Origin of the sequence: Microcoleus sp. BR0-C5, assembly GCF_036705045.1 — a bacterium.
GTDB lineage: Bacteria > Cyanobacteriota > Cyanobacteriia > Cyanobacteriales > Microcoleaceae > Microcoleus.
In genome coordinates, this window is record NZ_JAUBTR010000106.1 from 1 (window position 1) to 15,751 (window position 15,751).

Sequence of the window (15,751 nt, forward strand, 5' to 3'; positions counted from 1 at the left end):
ACAACAGCACCTGTGATGATGTTGTTACCGTACATTAAGGAACCTGCTACTGGTTCGCGGATGCCGTCGATGTCCACGGGAGGAGCAGCGATGAAGGCGATGATGTAGCAGGCGGTGGCGCTCAGCAAGGTGGGAATCATCAAGACGCCGAACCAACCTACATAAATGCGGTTATCGGTGCTAGTTACCCACTCGCAGAACCGTTCCCAAACGTTGCCGCTTTCGCGACGCTGTACGGTTGTTGTCATTTGATTTATGATTGCTTAATTGAATTTTCAAGGTTCGTTGTGGGGATGCCCCACGCTTCTATTAGTAACACCATTCACTCTAGTTTGCCAAGGGATTTCTGCTGACAATTTAAACATTTTACAAACTTTTACAAAGACTGAATTTTTCGTAAATATTTGTAGTTCTTTACAAAGTAATATTACACACTAAATCGGTTAAATATAGCGACCTGAAGAACTGAATCTATTGTGCGTAGCTTGGTTCAGCAGTTCAAGCATTTTATTTTCTTCAGGTCGAAATCCTTTCTATTTAAATATCTCTTAATTAGGTCTTGAAGAGATGATTTTTAATATTTATTCACATATAATCGGTGGATTCTGGGAGGGTAAATTTTTATCTGGAGAATACTGACAAGCGGGTTTCTAGTGTGATCGGGCTGCATTCTCAATAAGAGCCAATCAACCGGGTTTATTGACGAAAAAAGAAACCCGGTTTCTGAAGCGCTGGGCAAGATAAATCAACCGGGTTTCTGAGGATGAGTCCGCAAGTTCTGCGTAAAAATTAGCCTTTAGCCTGGGGGCCACTTCATCTGCCGTCCGCCGAGAATGTGAAGGTGCAGGTGGTCTACAGTTTGGCCGCCGTCGCTGCCGCTATTAATGACGACGCGATAGCCGTTGCTAAGTCCGAGTTGTTCTGCTACCCGTTTGACAGTCAGCAGCAAGTGTCCCATCAGAGCATGATCTCCCGACTCGGCATCGGCTAATTTGGCAATAGGCTGTTTGGGAATGACGAGGATGTGGACGGGTGCTTGCGGATTGATATCTCTGAAGGCGAGGGCCAAGTCGTCCTCATAAACGATGTCTGCGGGAATCTCTTTGCGGATGATTTTGCTGAAAAGCGTTTCTTGAGTTGTCATGGGTGTTAACGAAGGAAGAAGGAAGAAGGAAGAAGGAAGAAGGCCCAAGTGGGAAGTGGGAAGAGGGAAGGCCCAAGTGGGAAGGGAGAAGAGGAAGTGGGAAGAGGGAAGGCCCAAGTGGGAAGGGAGAAGGGGAAGAGGGAAGAGGGAAGACTCAGCAGGAGAGAGGAAAGAGGAGAAAAAGAAGAGGCAAGGAAAAGTTTTTCTTGCCTCTCCCGATATTCATTAGTCATTCTTAATCATAATAGATGATGAATCAAGGACAGGCAAATTAAGGATTAAGAAAAATGCTTGCTAGGGTGTGGAGTGCATCGATAGTTGGAATTGACGCGGTAAAGGTGGGTGTTGAGGCTGATGTGTCGGGGGGGCTACCGAAAATTGTGGTTGTGGGATTGCCAGATTCTGCGGTGCAAGAAGCTAAGGAAAGGGTTAGGGCTACGCTGAAAAATTCGGGATATGCTTTTCCGATGCGGAGTATTGTAATTAATTTGACTCCGGCGGATTTGCGGAAGGAGGGGCCGAGTTTTGATTTGCCGATCGCCATTGGCATTTTAGCAGCATCGGAACAAGTCAGCGGTGAACTTTTGGGAGATTATTTGTTTTTAGGGGAACTTTCTTTAGATGGGAGTTTGCGGCCTGTGGCTGGAGTTTTGCCGATCGCGGCTGCTGCTCAAAAAATGGGTATTTCGGGGTTGGTTGTACCGGCTGGTAACGCGCAGGAAGCGGCTTTGGTGCACGGAATATCTGTTTATGGTTTTGAGAATATTTTTGCAGTTACTAATTTTTTGAACAATCCTGAAGTTTATTCGCCTGTAGAAGTAAACGGTCGAAAAGAGTTAGCTAAAACGCGGTTTTCTGGTTTAGATTTAAAGGATGTAAAGGGGCAAATTCACGCGCGGCGGGCTTTGGAAATTGCGGCGGCGGGGGGACACAATTTAATTTTTGTGGGGCCGCCAGGGAGCGGTAAGACTATGTTGGCGAGGCGTTTGCCGGGTATTTTGCCGCCGCTGACTTTTGATGAAGCTTTGGATGTGACTCAAATTCATTCGGTGGCTGGGTTGTTGAAGGATAAGGGCAGCTTGGTGGGCGATCGGCCTTTTCGCAGTCCTCACCATTCAGCATCGGGGCCTTCTTTGGTAGGTGGCGGCAGTTTTCCGCGTCCGGGTGAAATTTCTTTAGCACATCGCGGCATACTTTTTCTGGATGAATTAACTGAGTTTAAAAGAGATGTTTTGGAGTTTTTGCGACAACCGCTGGAAGATGGTTATGTGACGATTTCTAGAACTAGACAATCGGTGATGTTTCCGGCGCAATTTACTTTAGTTGCGAGTACAAATCCTTGCGCTTGCGGTTATTACGGCGATTCGATCCAACAGTGTACTTGTTCGCCGCAAAAGAGGGAGCAATATTGGGCAAAACTTTCGGGGCCTTTGATGGATCGGATTGATTTGCAAGTGGCGGTTAATCGTTTGAAACCCGAGGAAATTACGCGACAGCCGACGGGGGAGGAGTCGGAACCGGTGCGGGTGAGGGTGCAGCGGGCGCGAGAGCTGGCAACTCGCCGTTTTCAGTCGGAATCTAGTTTGCGCTGTAATGCCCAGATGCAAAGCAGTCACATTAACAAATGGTGTCAGTTGGATGATGCTTCTCGGAATTTATTGGAGATGGCGATTCGGAAGTTGGGACTTTCGGCGAGGGCGAGCGATCGCATTTTGAAGGTTGCTAGAACTATTGCTGATTTGTCGGGGGATGAAAGCTTGAAAACGAATCATGTGGCGGAGGCGGTGCAGTATCGGACGATCGATCGCATGCAGTAAGGATCGCGAATTAAATAATTTACACTCTTGAAAGTGGAGAGTAGGGGTTGGGCGGGACGCCCATCCCACAAGAACCATCAAACTTGTAAGTTATTTAATTCTCATTCCTAAGTCACCAACGGCTCAAAAGACAAAATACCCCGATCGCGGACTTCTTAAAGAAGTTGGGTATCTAACAGTTGATTCGGCGATTTAAATCGCTTCTAAACATACGAAGTCCCAGCAGAGGGGGACTAAGGGATTAAGGGGTATTTAAGCTCGATTGATGTTGTCCAATTATTTAATTGAGCCACTGAAACACCTGGAGGTTCCCATGTTTATTGTCTGATTTTGTGATGCATGGTGCCAGGATCACTGGTGACAGTTGTGTAAGTTCTGTTTGTGTTAGATTGGGGGAGGCGACAGCAAACCAAGGCCGCAGTTAAAGTGGCGATCGAGGAAGCTTTAGACCAACTGCCCGAAAGCTAATCAACTGAAGTTGATCAGCACGTCTAGGACTCTTATTGTGAGGCGACACGCAGTATTTATACCGCCGCAGCTTGAAGCTGGTGTCAATGCTACCCACCCAGAGCTTTTGTCACAAATCCCTCATAATTTCCTCAAAAATTCAGCAAGTTTTTACCCAGTTTTTGTCATTTTTACTGTAATTTATGATACCGATCGCCCAATTGGTCCGAAGCTCCACCACGGCAGAATTTTTAATATTTAATTTCTCGCTCTCTCTGCCTCGCTCTCCCTCGCTCTTCCTCCCTCTTCCTCTTTCCCTCGCCCCCTCTCCCTGTTTCACCCTAAAATTTGAAATTTTTGAGTGACGAATTATGGCACGATCGCAGCGCGTTTTGATACCATTCAATCAAGCGCAAGACAATCAGGGAATGCACTGGAGGTGTGTAAATGGAGCTTTTGGCAGAACAAAAACGGTGCTTGGATTGCTTGGTAAGCTCGATCGAGCAATTGGGAGGTCGAGTAGACATTCCCAAGCTGGAGCAGATAGCTGAGCTAATTATTCAAACGATGAGAGGGCCTTGGCGCTACTTTCACACGTCGGAACACATTTTTGAGGTCGGGGGGTCAGTCGATCCGATCGAGGTGCTGGCTGCACTGTTTCACGACCTCGTGTACGTGCAAGTCGATCAGGGCGTTAGTTTCAATATTAGCAGTGCCCTTTGTCCTTTTGTCAAAGAGGTGCGATCGCAGTTAGTTATTAGAGATGAAACCGAACTGCCCGACGATGCCATGTATCAGCTAGTGGCCTCAGTATTTGGGTTTATTCCCGGCAAGACTCTCTCTCCGTTTGGCGGCCAAAACGAATTTTTGAGTGCCGTTATTGCTGCCAAATCTTTGGAGCCTTTTTTGCCAGCTAGTACGATCGCTGAGATAACAGCTTGCATCGAAGCTACTATCCCTTTTCGTCCCGTTTCGCCCACAGGTTTGAGCGCGATCAAACTTTTGTACCAGCGTTTGGTAAGTATAAATCGCGATTTTAACTTGGGATGGAACCCTGCAGAAATTGTAGAACTTGTCAAGCGTGCTGTCAGGTTAGCAAATAGAGATGTCGAGAATTTTGCCTCTCGCAATTCCTCTAATTTCTTAGACAATACCTGGAATTTGATGCCAGAAACCAACCACGAATTGACCAATGTTAATTCCTATACTGTTGCCGGATATCGCAGGTCTCTGCAAAAAATGGAAGGATTTTTGAACTTCCTCAAACCGGAACTGGTTTTCCAGCAGTTTATGCAAGAGCCGGACGATGAAACCTACGCTAACCTGATTGCCAGAACTCGAAAAAATATCGAAGTTGCTAAACTTTATCTGGGTGTCAAGCTAATTACCATCGCCATTTTAGAAGCTCTTTCCTACCGTTTGGGGCGCGATATTCCCCTTTCAACTATGATGGGAGAATTGCGAACACCAGGATTTAAAACCTCTGTTTTGGAGGATTACTTGCCCAACAGACAGAGCGCCTACCCATTAGAAAGTCAGTTGCAAAGAGAAGTGTTAGACCTGCTAGAAATAGGACGCAATCAAGAATCGCGCTATGATATTAAAAACTCCCCGGTTTCTACGTTTATTATCAAATCTATCGGCTTTGCTGAAACAGAAAACTTTTTGAAGAAAGCTCAAGAGTTTTTTGCAGATCCTACTTCTTCGGAAGAGTTTCTCTCTTACTGCGCTCCCGATGTCATCGAGACCATCACCTCCGGCGTGATGAAACTCTTTGACAGCAGGAAGACGGCTTTAGGGAAAGTTAAATTAGTTCACCAAACAGTTTCTTAGGATAGGTTGGCACAATCTTAAAACGTTTTCCATCGCAGAAACCAGGTTTCTTGAGTTCAGCCACAATGTCCGGTTAGTCTGAGATGTTGCACCATTCTCGCTTAACAGCCTTTCGCGCCTGTTTCACAAAGAATGAGTTTTCTTGTGGGGAGTAGGGTTTGGGCAGGAGATCCCGCCTATAGCAGGCTTATTGATAATGGTGCAAGATTTCAGTTTAAACCATAAAAAAAGTCCTCTTTAACTCAGATGTTGCACCATTCTCAATAAGCCTTTTATGAACAGGCAAAATGCCTGTTCCACAAGAAAATTAATTCTTTGTGGAACAGGCATCTTGCCTGTTGCTGACAATGGTGCCAGATATCAGCTTTAAAGGACTTTAGCTATGAGTCAGGGGTTTGAACCTCTGGCGGACTAATTCGACATCAAACTTCTATTGCCCCGAACCAGTCGCACCCTCTGCGCCGGAGTTGCTTTCAGGTACAGCCGTATCCGTAGGATTAGACTCGCTCCGGCTTTCGGTATTAGTTTCGCCACTCGTACCTGCACCAGGAGCGCCCTCATCTTGAGTTGGAGATGGAGTAGCTGAACTCTCAGGTGCTGCAGTTGGCGGAGTGGAAGCTGGCTCCCTCTGCGAATTCGGAACCGTAGTATTGGTATTATTTGACGGCGAAGATGGAGACGGCGCTGCTTGCTGAGCGGGTGCATCTTGCTGCTGTGAATTTGGAATTGTAATATTGATATTGGGAGACGGATTTGCTTGAGGCGCCGGAGTTGCCTGTTGAGCTGGACTTGGTTGAGGAGCAGGCGTAGCCTTTTGAGCTGGAGATGCTTGAACCGGAACGGGAACAATCTTTTGAATGATCGTTTTTTCTCTCTCTATAGTCCGAGTCGGAGCAGGTGTTGCTGAAGGTTGATTCGCTTTCGGTACAACAATCACAGGAGCAGCAGTAGGAGTAGGAGCCTCCTCACCCCGATTGAAGTAATATACACTGCCGAGAACTAAGCCTACCAAAGAAGTAAGAAGAATTCCTAACAGTAACCCGCGACCTGCATTCTCGTTATCGCGGACTTCTTGGACTCCAACTTGGCGGTGATTTTCGGCCATTTCACCCTGTACATAACCTTGGTGATGAGCTGCTTCTTTAGAAGCCTTCGCAGTTGTACTCGGAACATTTGTAGTGGTTCGCGTTGTACTGACGTGGCCGTTAGTTGCATCTGTGTGAACTTCTTGATGAATTTCACGGCTAGAGCTATTTTCTTCGTTAGGTTTCATAATTATCTTCGCCACAACTATTCAAAAAATATTTGTCTGTAGGAGATGCTCTGGTTGGAAAACTTGAGCTAAGCTGTTGAGCATTTAAATCACTTATTTCGATTTACTGTCAAGATTCAGGTGTAAGCGTTGGGTGTTTGGCTCATGAGTTTAAATGCTTAACAGCTTTCTGCTTAGGGAGTTTAGAGAACTTTTGGTTTTTCCTTCATTTGTATCCAATGTAACTTGTTAAGGTATTAACCAGGCTCTACCCTTAGAGTGATTCCCAAGTCCCCAAAGGCATAGAATTAGCCATACTTCCACAAAGAATATAGGCTAAATGAGTTATTTATAATGCTTACTGTACAAGCAGATAGCAATCCTTGCAGGAGTCGTAAAAAAAATTACGACTCCTGCAAGGATTGCTATATTTATAAAGCCAGTTTGTGCTTGAAATGTGTTTAAGTCCGGTTAGATAGCCACAATTAAGTTTTTAGTAGTAAAGACAAGTTTTTTCTCATCTATCCAGAGAGGATAGTCGTACTCACTACCAACAAGCTTTATTACGGGAAATTAACCGGACAGGAGCCTTACTAACAACTGAATTTTTTTTTATTCTGTTCTTTCAATGATGATGGTCATGTGAGCGACTAATGCACCTATTGCTCCTACTGCTGCAATGACTGGAAACAATGCCGCACCGATGACTCCACCGACTACTCCCACCGTCAAAGGAACTTCTACTAAGATTCGTCCCTCTTCATTTTTGATAATGATGCGGCGGATATTTCCTTCGTGAATCAATTCTTTAACTTTAGCAACCAAATCGTCGCCGTTAATTTTTACCTCCTCGACGCTAACTTTTTCCTGAGTATAAGCAGGGGTTTCTAAAGGAGTCGTTTCAAAATTAACCTCAGCAACTTTTTGGGCAGAAACTTTCTCAGATACAGGTATTGATTCGAGATCTCTTGTCCCGACTGGTTCTTGTGCGCGATCTGTAGGTGTGTCCATTTTTTGTTCTCCTTTTAGGTAAAAGTATTTTTGTATAGAATTATATTGAAATATAACACACAACTTTTTTTGAATCAATCATTCTTTTGGGTGATCTTGCTGCTGCTGTCGTCATTTTATGAGGGTATGATGATGAAAATTCCCTCACTCTCTCGCTTCTGGGCTTATCCCATCTGTCCCTCTCTCCTTGTGCCGTTTAGTTAACTGTCTGCTTCTAACCCTCGCACAGCCTAACCCTTGAAAAACTTCCAATCCAGACAAGGAAAGGATGAGAGCGACTTTCACACTCTCAGAGACTCAGACTCAACAGGTGTACAGGTTGAAATACTGACATTGTACTGAAAGTACGATCGCCCCGCCGTGTATATAGTTACCACCTTTAGTTCGGGAAACCGCACATGGAAACCGTCGCTTACTTTCCTCAAATGTCATTTCAATTTAGCTCAGTGCGATCGCCAAATCAAACCCGCCCCCCCGATGTTCCTCAAATCAACATCTTAGAGTTTCTAATGAGAATTGCCTAAAATCAAGGGGGAGGAGAAGTAACAGCGATCGAAATATCGCAACCAAACCAATTTCCTCAAATTGAAGTTGAGCTTGGGGAAAAGTAGGGTAAAATAAAATTATTTGCTTCGGCTTCCTCTTGATTCTCCCTGTCCGATTTGGCAGGGACAGAATTTGAATATCAAGTTTGCTGCCAGACGGTACTTTTCTGCAAATTTTTAAGGCACATTAAGCGGATGTGTGGAATGTGAGTTTTAGTTGCGATCGCACAACTTTAGCATCTGCCGGGAAAAATTTCCTCGGTGAGGCTTTGGAGTGTCGATGTGGCTAAAGTATAAGCAGCCGAACTTGACAAATTGCTCGCCATCGGCTGTCCGCTGGGAGACTACCTACAATATACAATCCCTGGGTTGAGTGCGATCGGCATTGGTGCAAAAAAACTGACAATTGAGATTTATGGGCAATTGCCGGAAACCAGTTTTGCCTGAATTTTACAATCGGGCGATCGGCAGCCGATTTGTCGCTATTGTTGTCTTATTGTAATATAATTTTACGCAAGGGGTAATAGCAAATGTACTGGCACAGGTCGCAGATGTCTATCCATCTGAACCAAATTAATGTCATCAAACATTAAAAATAGTTATGACTGTTATATTCGGCTTAGTAAAATCTTGGATATATAAAATTCAATACATAGTCAGGTTTCAAAGGGGTGTCTGCTGTTAAATCAATCTAACCTGCAATATCGTTTCGGGGGACACCAGCAGGATTTAAGGCAAAAAATAATCCTGCTGAATTAACTGGATTCGAGGGAGCAGAGGGAAGTTGATAACTAAGCTATAAAAAGAGTTGAAAAGGCATTCTAAATAGTAGGCAAGACTCCAGGAGCCAACCGCAACTGCCAATTACCAAAGGAGGGAGCAGTGTATGAAACTGACGGGTTGAGTCCCCTAAAATCGCCGCTTGGTTTGCGATCGACTCTACAGGAATTAACCCTGTACGACTTTCTCCTAGAATCTGAGTGTCCGGGGGACGAAGTTGCTAAAATTTTTCAAGCAAACCCTTTAGTTCCCGGCATCATCATCACTCAGCAAGGAAAGTTTATAGGGATGATTTCGCGGCGGCGTTATTTTGAACACATGAGCCGCCCCTACAGCTTGGAGTTATTTTCTCAACAGCCTTTGTTCATACTCTACCGCTTTACTAAAACTGATATGTTGGTTCTCGATCGCGACACCTCAATTATGACAGCAGTGCGGCAGTCTTTGGAGCGATCGCCCGAACTAATCCACGAACCAATTGTAGTACAAGTAGAACCGGAAACTTACAAACTTTTAGACGTACACCAACTGCTGCTTTCTCAGTTGCAAATTCACGAGTTATCAACCGTAGCGATGCGCGAGTCGCAAGCGCAATTGAGACATCAAGCCCAACAGCTCGAACTTGCCCTGCTGGAACTTCAGCGCACTCAAACTCAACTAATTCAAACTGAAAAAATGTCTTCTTTGGGGCAGTTAGTCGCAGGAGTAGCTCACGAAATCAACAATCCTATCGGCTTTATCTACAGCAATTTGCACCACGCTAAAGAATACACGCAATCTTTAATGCAGATGCTCAACATCTACAGGCAGCAGTGTTCCGAATTCATACCGGAAATTGCAGCGGAAGCTGAAAAAATCGAACTCGATTATTTGCTAGAAGACTTGCCAAGAGTCTTAAATTCCATGCAGCAAGGTGCAGAAAGAGTGCGCGACATCGTTTTGTCGCTGCGGAATTTTTGCAGATTAGACGAAGCTGAAATGAAGCATGTCAACATTCACGACGGTATCAACAACACTATTATGCTGTTGCAAAGCCAGCTTAAAGGGAAACCGGGGCAGGAGGCGATCGAAATTTACAAAGAATACAGCGACTTGCCACTGGTGCAGTGCTATCCCGGACAGCTAAATCAGGTATTTATGAATATTTTACTTAATGCAATTTACGCTCTTGTTGAGTCTAATAAATACGAAAATCTCGATAAAAAAAGCCAGAAAAAGTCGCAATCATGCGAGCAAAAGCAGTCTTGTACAACGACTCAATCATCACTTTCTAACTCTACCCGCCTGATTCCTACGATTCGGATTTGCACGGAGTTAATTGATAAAAAAAAGGTAATAATTAAAATTTATGACAACGGCCCGGGGATGACAGAAGATGTTCGGAAGCGGTTGTTTGACCCTTTCTTTACTACTAAGCCGGTCGGCCAAGGAACGGGTTTGGGACTGTCGATTAGCTATGAAATTGTTGTCAACCAACACGGCGGGGAATTGAAGTGCTTTTCGGAACCGGGAAAAGGAGCCGAATTTGCGATCGAAATTCCACTTCAACAGTCTTCCCTAGCACATATTTTGCCTCGCTTTGCGTGATACAACAGAAGGAAGATGGAAGATGGAAGATGGAAGATGGAAGATGGAAGATGGAAGATGGAAGATGGAAGATGGAAGAAGCAATAAAAGTTAGGGACTCGGCGGTTGAAACCGCTTCTTGTCAAACTTTCGTTCCTCTGGCTTGAGACTAAAGAATAAAGCCCGTCAGCTACGGTGAACCTTTGCAAACCCACTTCCACAAAGGATGACTCGGCCCCTGTTGGCGAATGCGGCGAACTTGTTGTTCCAAACCCTGTTTTTCCCGCAGGGGCAATCCTCGCACCATATTGCGACTTTGCCAAGTTAGAACAGCTAAAGTCATTCCCAAGCACAAACCCAAACCGAGAGTGGGCCAACGATTAAAAGATAAACCGTAGCGCACCGCCGCCCAAGTGAAGTGTTCTAACCACAAAGCGATTTCGCGGCGCAAACCCCAAATGCTCAAAGAACCGACACTAATCCACAGCAATATCACAGTTAACCAGCGGCCGTAAACTGTTAGTTTGTGAAGCCTTTGGACTTCAATTTCAAAAGTTGGGTCAGTAGTCATTTGTTATTTGTCATTTGTTATTTGTCATTGGTTATTTGATGATTTATTATTAGTCAGTCACCAGTTAACCGTCAACAGTTAACCGTCAACAGTTAACCGTCAACAGTCAATTAAACTTCCTCTGACTGGTTGATTCCTTCTGCGGGGACGGGGATGGAGTGGGCGGTGCGACTGCGCCACCAAGCTAGCAGCGTGCTGGCAATGAAAATACTCGAATACGCACCCGCAATAAAGCCGACAATCAAAGCTAAAGCAAAGTATTTGAGGGTTTCGCCGCCAAACAAAAAGATTGAAAACAATGTCAGCAGCGTGGTAAACGTTGTGTTAATTGACCTTCCCAGCGTCTGCATGACAGCATCATCGACAATTTGATCGATCGACTGTCCCGGATTTAGCTTGATTACTTCGCGCACGCGATCGTAAATTACCACTGTATCGTTAACAGAAAAACCGATAATTGTCAAGAGAGCGACAACAAATAAGCTGTCAACTTCCACTCCTTGAACTAAACCCAAAAACGAGAAAACACCAAGAGTAACCAACACGTCGTGGAAGAGAGCAACGAAAGCAAAAAAGGCATAATCTAACTGAAAGCGGAACGTTAGATAAACCGTAATTCCAGCAAAGGAAAGGAATAAAGCCAACAATCCCGAAGTAAATAATTGTTTACCGAGGGTAGGCCCAACCGTATCAATTTGAGTAGATTGAGGAGAAAAAGCGCCTATCTTTTCGCTCAAAGCTGTTTGCAAATTAGTCCGCTGTTCGACATCCAAAGTTTTTGTTCGCAGTGACAAACCCTGCTGTTCTTGACCGATAACTTGAATGCTGCTGCCCGCTAAACCTTGGCTGTCCAGGACTTCACGGACAGCAACAAGATCGATGGGTTTACAATTTTCCGGTTTCGTGCAGTCGAGTTCAAATTGCAGCCGAGTGCCGCCGATAAAGTCCAAACTAGGGCGCAGTGGTGCGCGGATGTCGGGACGAGTCCAAGAAATCGCCATCGACACTATACCTGCGAGGATTATAGCGGCGGAAATACTCCACCAGAGCGATCGATATTTGATTACACTGAATTTCATAATTTGAAGGAAGAAGGAAGAGGGAAGAAGGAAGAGGGAAGAAGGAAGAGGAAAGAAGGAAGAAAAACTTCTCAAGGTAGGGTGGGCAATGCGTCCCTTACCGAGTGCGTACCTTACGTAGTCTGTTAACCGTCAACAGTCAACAGTCAACCGTCAACCGTCAACAGTTAACTATTAGCAGTTTTCGACAAATCGGGACAGAACCACTGAGGTTTCCGCAATGCTGGAAAACTCAATACTACGAACAGCAGAGTGCGGCTGCAAGTGAGCGCAGTAAACATACTTACTACTACGCCCAATCCCAGAGTTACAGCAAACCCTTTAACTAAACCAGCGCCCAAGGAGAACAAAGCAAGACAAGCAATAACTGTTGTGACGTTGCCGTCTAAAATGCTGGAAAAAGCGCGGTAAAAACCCGATTCTACAGATCTATAAAGCGATTTCCCCGCCCGCAACTCTTCCCGCGTGCGCTCAAAAATCAGCACGTTAGCATCCACAGCCATCCCGATGCTGAGCACAAAACCAGCAATTCCCGGCAGCGTTAATGTCACTCCCAAAAGCACGAAAGCTGCCCAAGTTAACAGAGCATAAATTAACAGCGCAATATTGGCAATTACGCCGGGGAGTCGATAGTAGGCCACCATGAAAATCAAGACTAAAATCAAGCCGCCGATACCTGCGTTAATACTGCTTTGAATGCTGTCTTTACCCAAGCTAGCGCCGACAGTACGGTTTTCGACAATTTCGACCGGCACAGGCAAAGCACCACCCCGCAATTGCACTGCCAAATCGTTGGCTTCTTGGGTTGTAAAGTTGCCTTGAATTACGGCACTCCCACCAGTAATTCCTGTTTGGGCAAATTCAACGCCGACGACTGGAGAACTGATCATTCTTTCGTCTAGGAAAATACCGATACTGCGTCCGGTGCCGGCTAAATTTTTAGTGAGTTGGGCAAATAGTTCGCCTCCTTTGGTATCGAAAACAAGAGCAACGTTCCAGTTGTTCCCAGCCGCCAAGGGTTGAGGTTGAGCGTCTTTGAGGTTTTCGCCGCCGAGGCCGCTGCTTTTGAATAGTTTGGCGATCGCCTCATTGCTTCTTTTCAAAGCAGCCTGATTTTCTTTAATTGCTGCCTCATTCGGGCTAGTTTTCAATTCTTCTTGTTTGACCAGCAATTCCTGCTGCAACTGCCTTTCAATGCCCAATTGTGCTTCTGTTCCTGGCAGTTGTTCCAGAAATTCTAGCTTGGCCGTGCCGCCCAAAACTCGTTCTGCTTGCTGCGGGTCATTTACTCCGGGCAACTGCACGAGAATTTGGTCTTCTCCTACTGTTTGGACTAATGCTTCGGAAACACCCAAACCGTTGACGCGGTTTTCCACAATCCGCCGCACTGCTTCTAACATTCCCTGGTCAATTTTGGGAATTGTGGGGGTAGTTTTTACTTGAATTGTGAGTTGCGACCCTCCTTGCAAGTCTAATCCCAGCCGCGTCGGAATTGTTACTATTACAGTAATGGCGGCGATGATTAGAACAAAAATTAGGGCTAATAGGGAACGTTGTTTTTGCATATTTAATTATTAGTCATTGGTGAGTTGGCAGTTGGCAGTTGGCAGTTGGCGGTTGGCAGATTTTAGTCATCAGTCATCAGTCATCAGTCAACAGTCATCAGTCAACAGTCAACAGTCAACAGTCAACCAATGACTACTGACTAATCACTATTTATACTCGCAAAGCTACCATTTTTTGGACGGCTTCGACAATTTGATTGGGCTGGACAATTGTCAGTCTTTCCAAATTGCCGTTGTAAGGTGTGGGAATATCTTGTGAAGACAGGCGCAAAACTGGTGCGTCGAGTTCGTCAAAAAATCGATCGCTGATTGAGGCAATTAGTTCGGCACCGATGCCTCCTGTTTTCATGCACTCCTCTACAATAATTACTTTGTGAGTTTTGCGAATGGATGCGCCGATGGTCTCCATGTCCAGGGGTTTGAGAGAAATTAGGTCGATTACTTCTGGATCGTAACCTTCTTTTACCAGGGCGGGCACGGCTTGCATGACGTGGTGTCGCATCCTCGAATATGTCACGATTGTGACATCTTTGCCCGATCGCACAATTTCTGCTTTGTCCAGCGGCACTAAATATTCTGTTTCTGGCAAATTTTCTTTGAGGTTGTAAAGAAGAACGTGCTCGAAAAACAGAACGGGGTTATCGTCGCGGATGGCTGATTTTAAGAGTCCTTTGGCGTTGTAGGGAGTCGAACAGGCGACTATTTTCAAACCCGGTACTGCTTGGAAATATGCTTCTAGGCGCTGGGAGTGTTCCGCGCCGAGTTGCCTGCCCACGCCGCCGGGCCCACGAATTACCATTGGCATTTTGAAGTTGCCGCCCGATGTGTAGCGCAGCATTCCGGCATTGTTGGAAATTTGGTTGAAGGCCAGCAGCAAAAAGCCCATGTTCATGCCTTCGATGACCGGCCGCAATCCCGTCATTGCTGCGCCTACTGCCATGCCTGTAAAGCTATTTTCGGCGATCGGGGTGTCGAGCACTCTAAGTTCGCCGTATTTGTTGTAGAGGTCTTTGGTGACTTTGTAGGAACCGCCGTATTGGCCTACGTCTTCGCCGAGTACGAATACGGCGGAGTCGCGGGCCATTTCTTCGTCTAACGCCTCGCGGAGGGCGTTGAACAATAAGGTTTCTGCCATAGGAGGTAAAGCAATCATTGCAGGAGGGTCAGATTAGAATCTTAACCTTTTGGGGGTGTCGATCTAGGAGTCGATCGCAAATTCGGCAGTTAAAACCTGAGATTTTGCCAATCTTTATCATAACATTTGTATTATGTCAATGAATATTTAAGTTAAAATAATACTAACTTGCCTGCCCACAGCAGAGGAATATTATGCTCCAGACAAAAACTCAACTAACTCTGGAAGAGTTTTTCGCTCTTCCCGAAGGAGAAGGCGATATTACCTACGAACTTATTGACGAGCAAGCAGTACCGAAGATGTCACCTAAAAAATTTCATTTTCGCCTCACCAGAAGCCTAATAAAACTCCTCGAACAGTGGGGTGAGGAACGGGGAGAAATTGGTGTAGAATGGGCGGTAAGATTAACCAGACTGGGGCGAGACTGGGTGCCAGTACCAGACCTTTTATATGTTTCTTACGAACGCTTATCTCCTGACTGGAATCAAGATGAAGCCTGTCCTGTAGCCCCAGAATTAGTCATAGAAATTATTTCACCCGAACCAACTTTCGGTCAGTTAGCTGCCAAAGCGAGAAATTATTTAGATGCTCAGGTATTGCGGGTTTGGGTAGTAGATAGCAAGGCTAGAAGCATTACAGTTTTTTACCCCGATGCAGCACCGCAGACTTATCTGGGAGATACCCTATTAAAAGAGCCACTTTTTGAGGGATTAGAATTTACGGCGTCACAACTATTTCAAATGGCAAAAATACCATAAACTTTTTTGGAATGAGCGTGTGTTAGTTCACAAGCTATTCCATTCTTCAAGAGTAATTTGCCTTTCTATAATCTCCTCGGCCTCTCGAATCATCATCCGTAGCTGAGGGACAGAATACTCATCATTAGAGGGAATCGTTAAGCGATACTCCTGATAAATCATAAACTGGTGCTTAGGAATGAGAATTAAATAACATCAGCGATGTATAATAAATAAATGAGTGAATATGAAGAGGTGTATGTTTCGGT

The 15,751-nt window shown here is 45.2% G+C and carries 14 protein-coding genes and 1 pseudogene; 7 read left to right on the forward strand and 8 right to left on the reverse strand.

The features are described from left to right. A pseudogene (locus QUB08_RS29365) lies at positions 1-248 on the reverse strand (photosystem II q(b) protein); the annotation flags it as partial. A 548-nt stretch (positions 249-796) separates the two neighbouring features. Continuing rightward, positions 797-1,144 carry a histidine triad nucleotide-binding protein gene (locus QUB08_RS29370; protein WP_333229492.1) on the reverse strand — a complete coding sequence of 116 codons (348 nt, stop codon included), beginning with the start codon at positions 1,142-1,144 and terminating at the stop codon, positions 797-799. On the opposite strand from QUB08_RS29370, the gene QUB08_RS29375 reads away from it, so the two are divergent. The 3 genes from QUB08_RS29375 to QUB08_RS29385 all read left to right on the forward strand — a co-directional run bounded on the left by QUB08_RS29375 (position 1,143) and on the right by QUB08_RS29385 (position 5,241). Beyond that, the gene (locus QUB08_RS29375) at positions 1,143-1,373 is read left to right on the forward strand and encodes a hypothetical protein (protein ID WP_333229494.1); all 231 of its coding nucleotides are present in this window, start codon (positions 1,143-1,145) and stop codon (positions 1,371-1,373) included. The two genes, QUB08_RS29370 and QUB08_RS29375, sit on opposite strands and share 2 nt — an antisense overlap. 58 nt (positions 1,374-1,431) lie before the next feature. Beyond that, positions 1,432-2,961: a YifB family Mg chelatase-like AAA ATPase gene (locus QUB08_RS29380; RefSeq protein ID WP_333229496.1), complete on the forward strand. Its 1,530-nt coding sequence runs from the start codon at positions 1,432-1,434 to the stop codon at positions 2,959-2,961. An 894-nt stretch (positions 2,962-3,855) separates the two neighbouring features. Beyond that, positions 3,856-5,241, forward strand: a complete 1,386-nt coding sequence (locus QUB08_RS29385) for a hypothetical protein (protein ID WP_333229498.1) — start codon at positions 3,856-3,858, stop codon at positions 5,239-5,241. A 430-nt stretch (positions 5,242-5,671) separates the two neighbouring features. Here QUB08_RS29385 and QUB08_RS29390 read toward each other — a convergent pair whose 3' ends face one another. Further along, positions 5,672-6,514, reverse strand: a complete 843-nt coding sequence (locus tag QUB08_RS29390; RefSeq protein ID WP_333229500.1) for a hypothetical protein — start codon at positions 6,512-6,514, stop codon at positions 5,672-5,674. A gap of 591 nt (positions 6,515-7,105) precedes the next feature. Then, complete coding sequence (locus QUB08_RS29395; RefSeq protein WP_333229502.1) at positions 7,106-7,504, reverse strand: DUF4342 domain-containing protein; 399 nt, start codon at positions 7,502-7,504, stop codon at positions 7,106-7,108. Positions 7,505-7,902: 398 nt separating this feature from the next. Between QUB08_RS29395 and QUB08_RS29400 the strand changes: the two genes are divergently transcribed. Together QUB08_RS29400 and QUB08_RS29405 are read left to right on the forward strand one after the other, a co-directional pair. Further along, complete coding sequence (locus tag QUB08_RS29400) at positions 7,903-8,028, forward strand: hypothetical protein (protein ID WP_333229504.1); 126 nt, start codon at positions 7,903-7,905, stop codon at positions 8,026-8,028. A gap of 903 nt (positions 8,029-8,931) precedes the next feature. Continuing rightward, positions 8,932-10,416 carry an ATP-binding protein gene (locus QUB08_RS29405; protein WP_333229506.1) on the forward strand — a complete coding sequence of 495 codons (1,485 nt, stop codon included), beginning with the start codon at positions 8,932-8,934 and terminating at the stop codon, positions 10,414-10,416. A 169-nt stretch (positions 10,417-10,585) separates the two neighbouring features. Here the strand turns inward: QUB08_RS29405 and QUB08_RS29410 are convergent, their stop codons facing one another. After that, positions 10,586-10,966, reverse strand: coding sequence for a hypothetical protein (locus tag QUB08_RS29410; RefSeq protein WP_333229508.1), 381 nt, complete (start codon positions 10,964-10,966; stop codon positions 10,586-10,588). Between the two features lie 110 nt (positions 10,967-11,076). Then, complete coding sequence (secF, locus tag QUB08_RS29415) at positions 11,077-12,045, reverse strand: protein translocase subunit SecF (RefSeq protein WP_333229510.1); 969 nt, start codon at positions 12,043-12,045, stop codon at positions 11,077-11,079. Between the two features lie 3 nt (positions 12,046-12,048). Between secF and QUB08_RS29420 the strand changes: the two genes are divergently transcribed. Then, entirely contained in the window at positions 12,049-12,174 is a 126-nt protein-coding gene (locus QUB08_RS29420; RefSeq protein ID WP_333229512.1) for a hypothetical protein, read from the forward strand. A gap of 38 nt (positions 12,175-12,212) precedes the next feature. On the opposite strand, the gene secD is transcribed toward QUB08_RS29420, so the two are convergent. Both secD and QUB08_RS29430 read right to left on the reverse strand, forming a co-directional pair. Continuing rightward, the gene (gene secD, locus QUB08_RS29425; RefSeq protein WP_333229514.1) at positions 12,213-13,610 is read right to left on the reverse strand and encodes a protein translocase subunit SecD; all 1,398 of its coding nucleotides are present in this window, start codon (positions 13,608-13,610) and stop codon (positions 12,213-12,215) included. A 151-nt stretch (positions 13,611-13,761) separates the two neighbouring features. Continuing rightward, positions 13,762-14,745: an alpha-ketoacid dehydrogenase subunit beta gene (locus QUB08_RS29430; RefSeq protein WP_333109434.1), complete on the reverse strand. Its 984-nt coding sequence runs from the start codon at positions 14,743-14,745 to the stop codon at positions 13,762-13,764. Between the two features lie 194 nt (positions 14,746-14,939). Between QUB08_RS29430 and QUB08_RS29435 the strand changes: the two genes are divergently transcribed. Next, positions 14,940-15,503, forward strand: a complete 564-nt coding sequence (locus QUB08_RS29435; RefSeq protein WP_333229516.1) for a Uma2 family endonuclease — start codon at positions 14,940-14,942, stop codon at positions 15,501-15,503. The last annotated feature ends 248 nt before the right edge of the window (positions 15,504-15,751 follow it).

Excerpts from the sequence above, each read along its gene's own strand:
- QUB08_RS29375 (WP_333229494.1), top strand. The coding sequence starts at position 1,143 with ATGGGTGTTAACGAAGGAAGAAGGAAGAAGGAAGAAGGAAGAAGGCCC.
- secD (WP_333229514.1), bottom strand. The coding sequence starts at position 13,610 with ATGCAAAAACAACGTTCCCTATTAGCCCTAATTTTTGTTCTAATCATC.
- QUB08_RS29390 (WP_333229500.1), bottom strand. The coding sequence starts at position 6,514 with ATGAAACCTAACGAAGAAAATAGCTCTAGCCGTGAAATTCATCAAGAA.
- QUB08_RS29395 (WP_333229502.1), bottom strand. The coding sequence starts at position 7,504 with ATGGACACACCTACAGATCGCGCACAAGAACCAGTCGGGACAAGAGAT.
- QUB08_RS29380 (WP_333229496.1), top strand. The coding sequence starts at position 1,432 with ATGCTTGCTAGGGTGTGGAGTGCATCGATAGTTGGAATTGACGCGGTA.
- QUB08_RS29385 (WP_333229498.1), top strand. The coding sequence starts at position 3,856 with ATGGAGCTTTTGGCAGAACAAAAACGGTGCTTGGATTGCTTGGTAAGC.
- QUB08_RS29430 (WP_333109434.1), bottom strand. The coding sequence starts at position 14,745 with ATGGCAGAAACCTTATTGTTCAACGCCCTCCGCGAGGCGTTAGACGAA.
- QUB08_RS29400 (WP_333229504.1), top strand. The coding sequence starts at position 7,903 with ATGGAAACCGTCGCTTACTTTCCTCAAATGTCATTTCAATTTAGCTCA.
- secF (WP_333229510.1), bottom strand. The coding sequence starts at position 12,045 with ATGAAATTCAGTGTAATCAAATATCGATCGCTCTGGTGGAGTATTTCC.
- QUB08_RS29435 (WP_333229516.1), top strand. The coding sequence starts at position 14,940 with ATGCTCCAGACAAAAACTCAACTAACTCTGGAAGAGTTTTTCGCTCTT.
- QUB08_RS29370 (WP_333229492.1), bottom strand. The coding sequence starts at position 1,144 with ATGACAACTCAAGAAACGCTTTTCAGCAAAATCATCCGCAAAGAGATT.
- QUB08_RS29410 (WP_333229508.1), bottom strand. The coding sequence starts at position 10,966 with ATGACTACTGACCCAACTTTTGAAATTGAAGTCCAAAGGCTTCACAAA.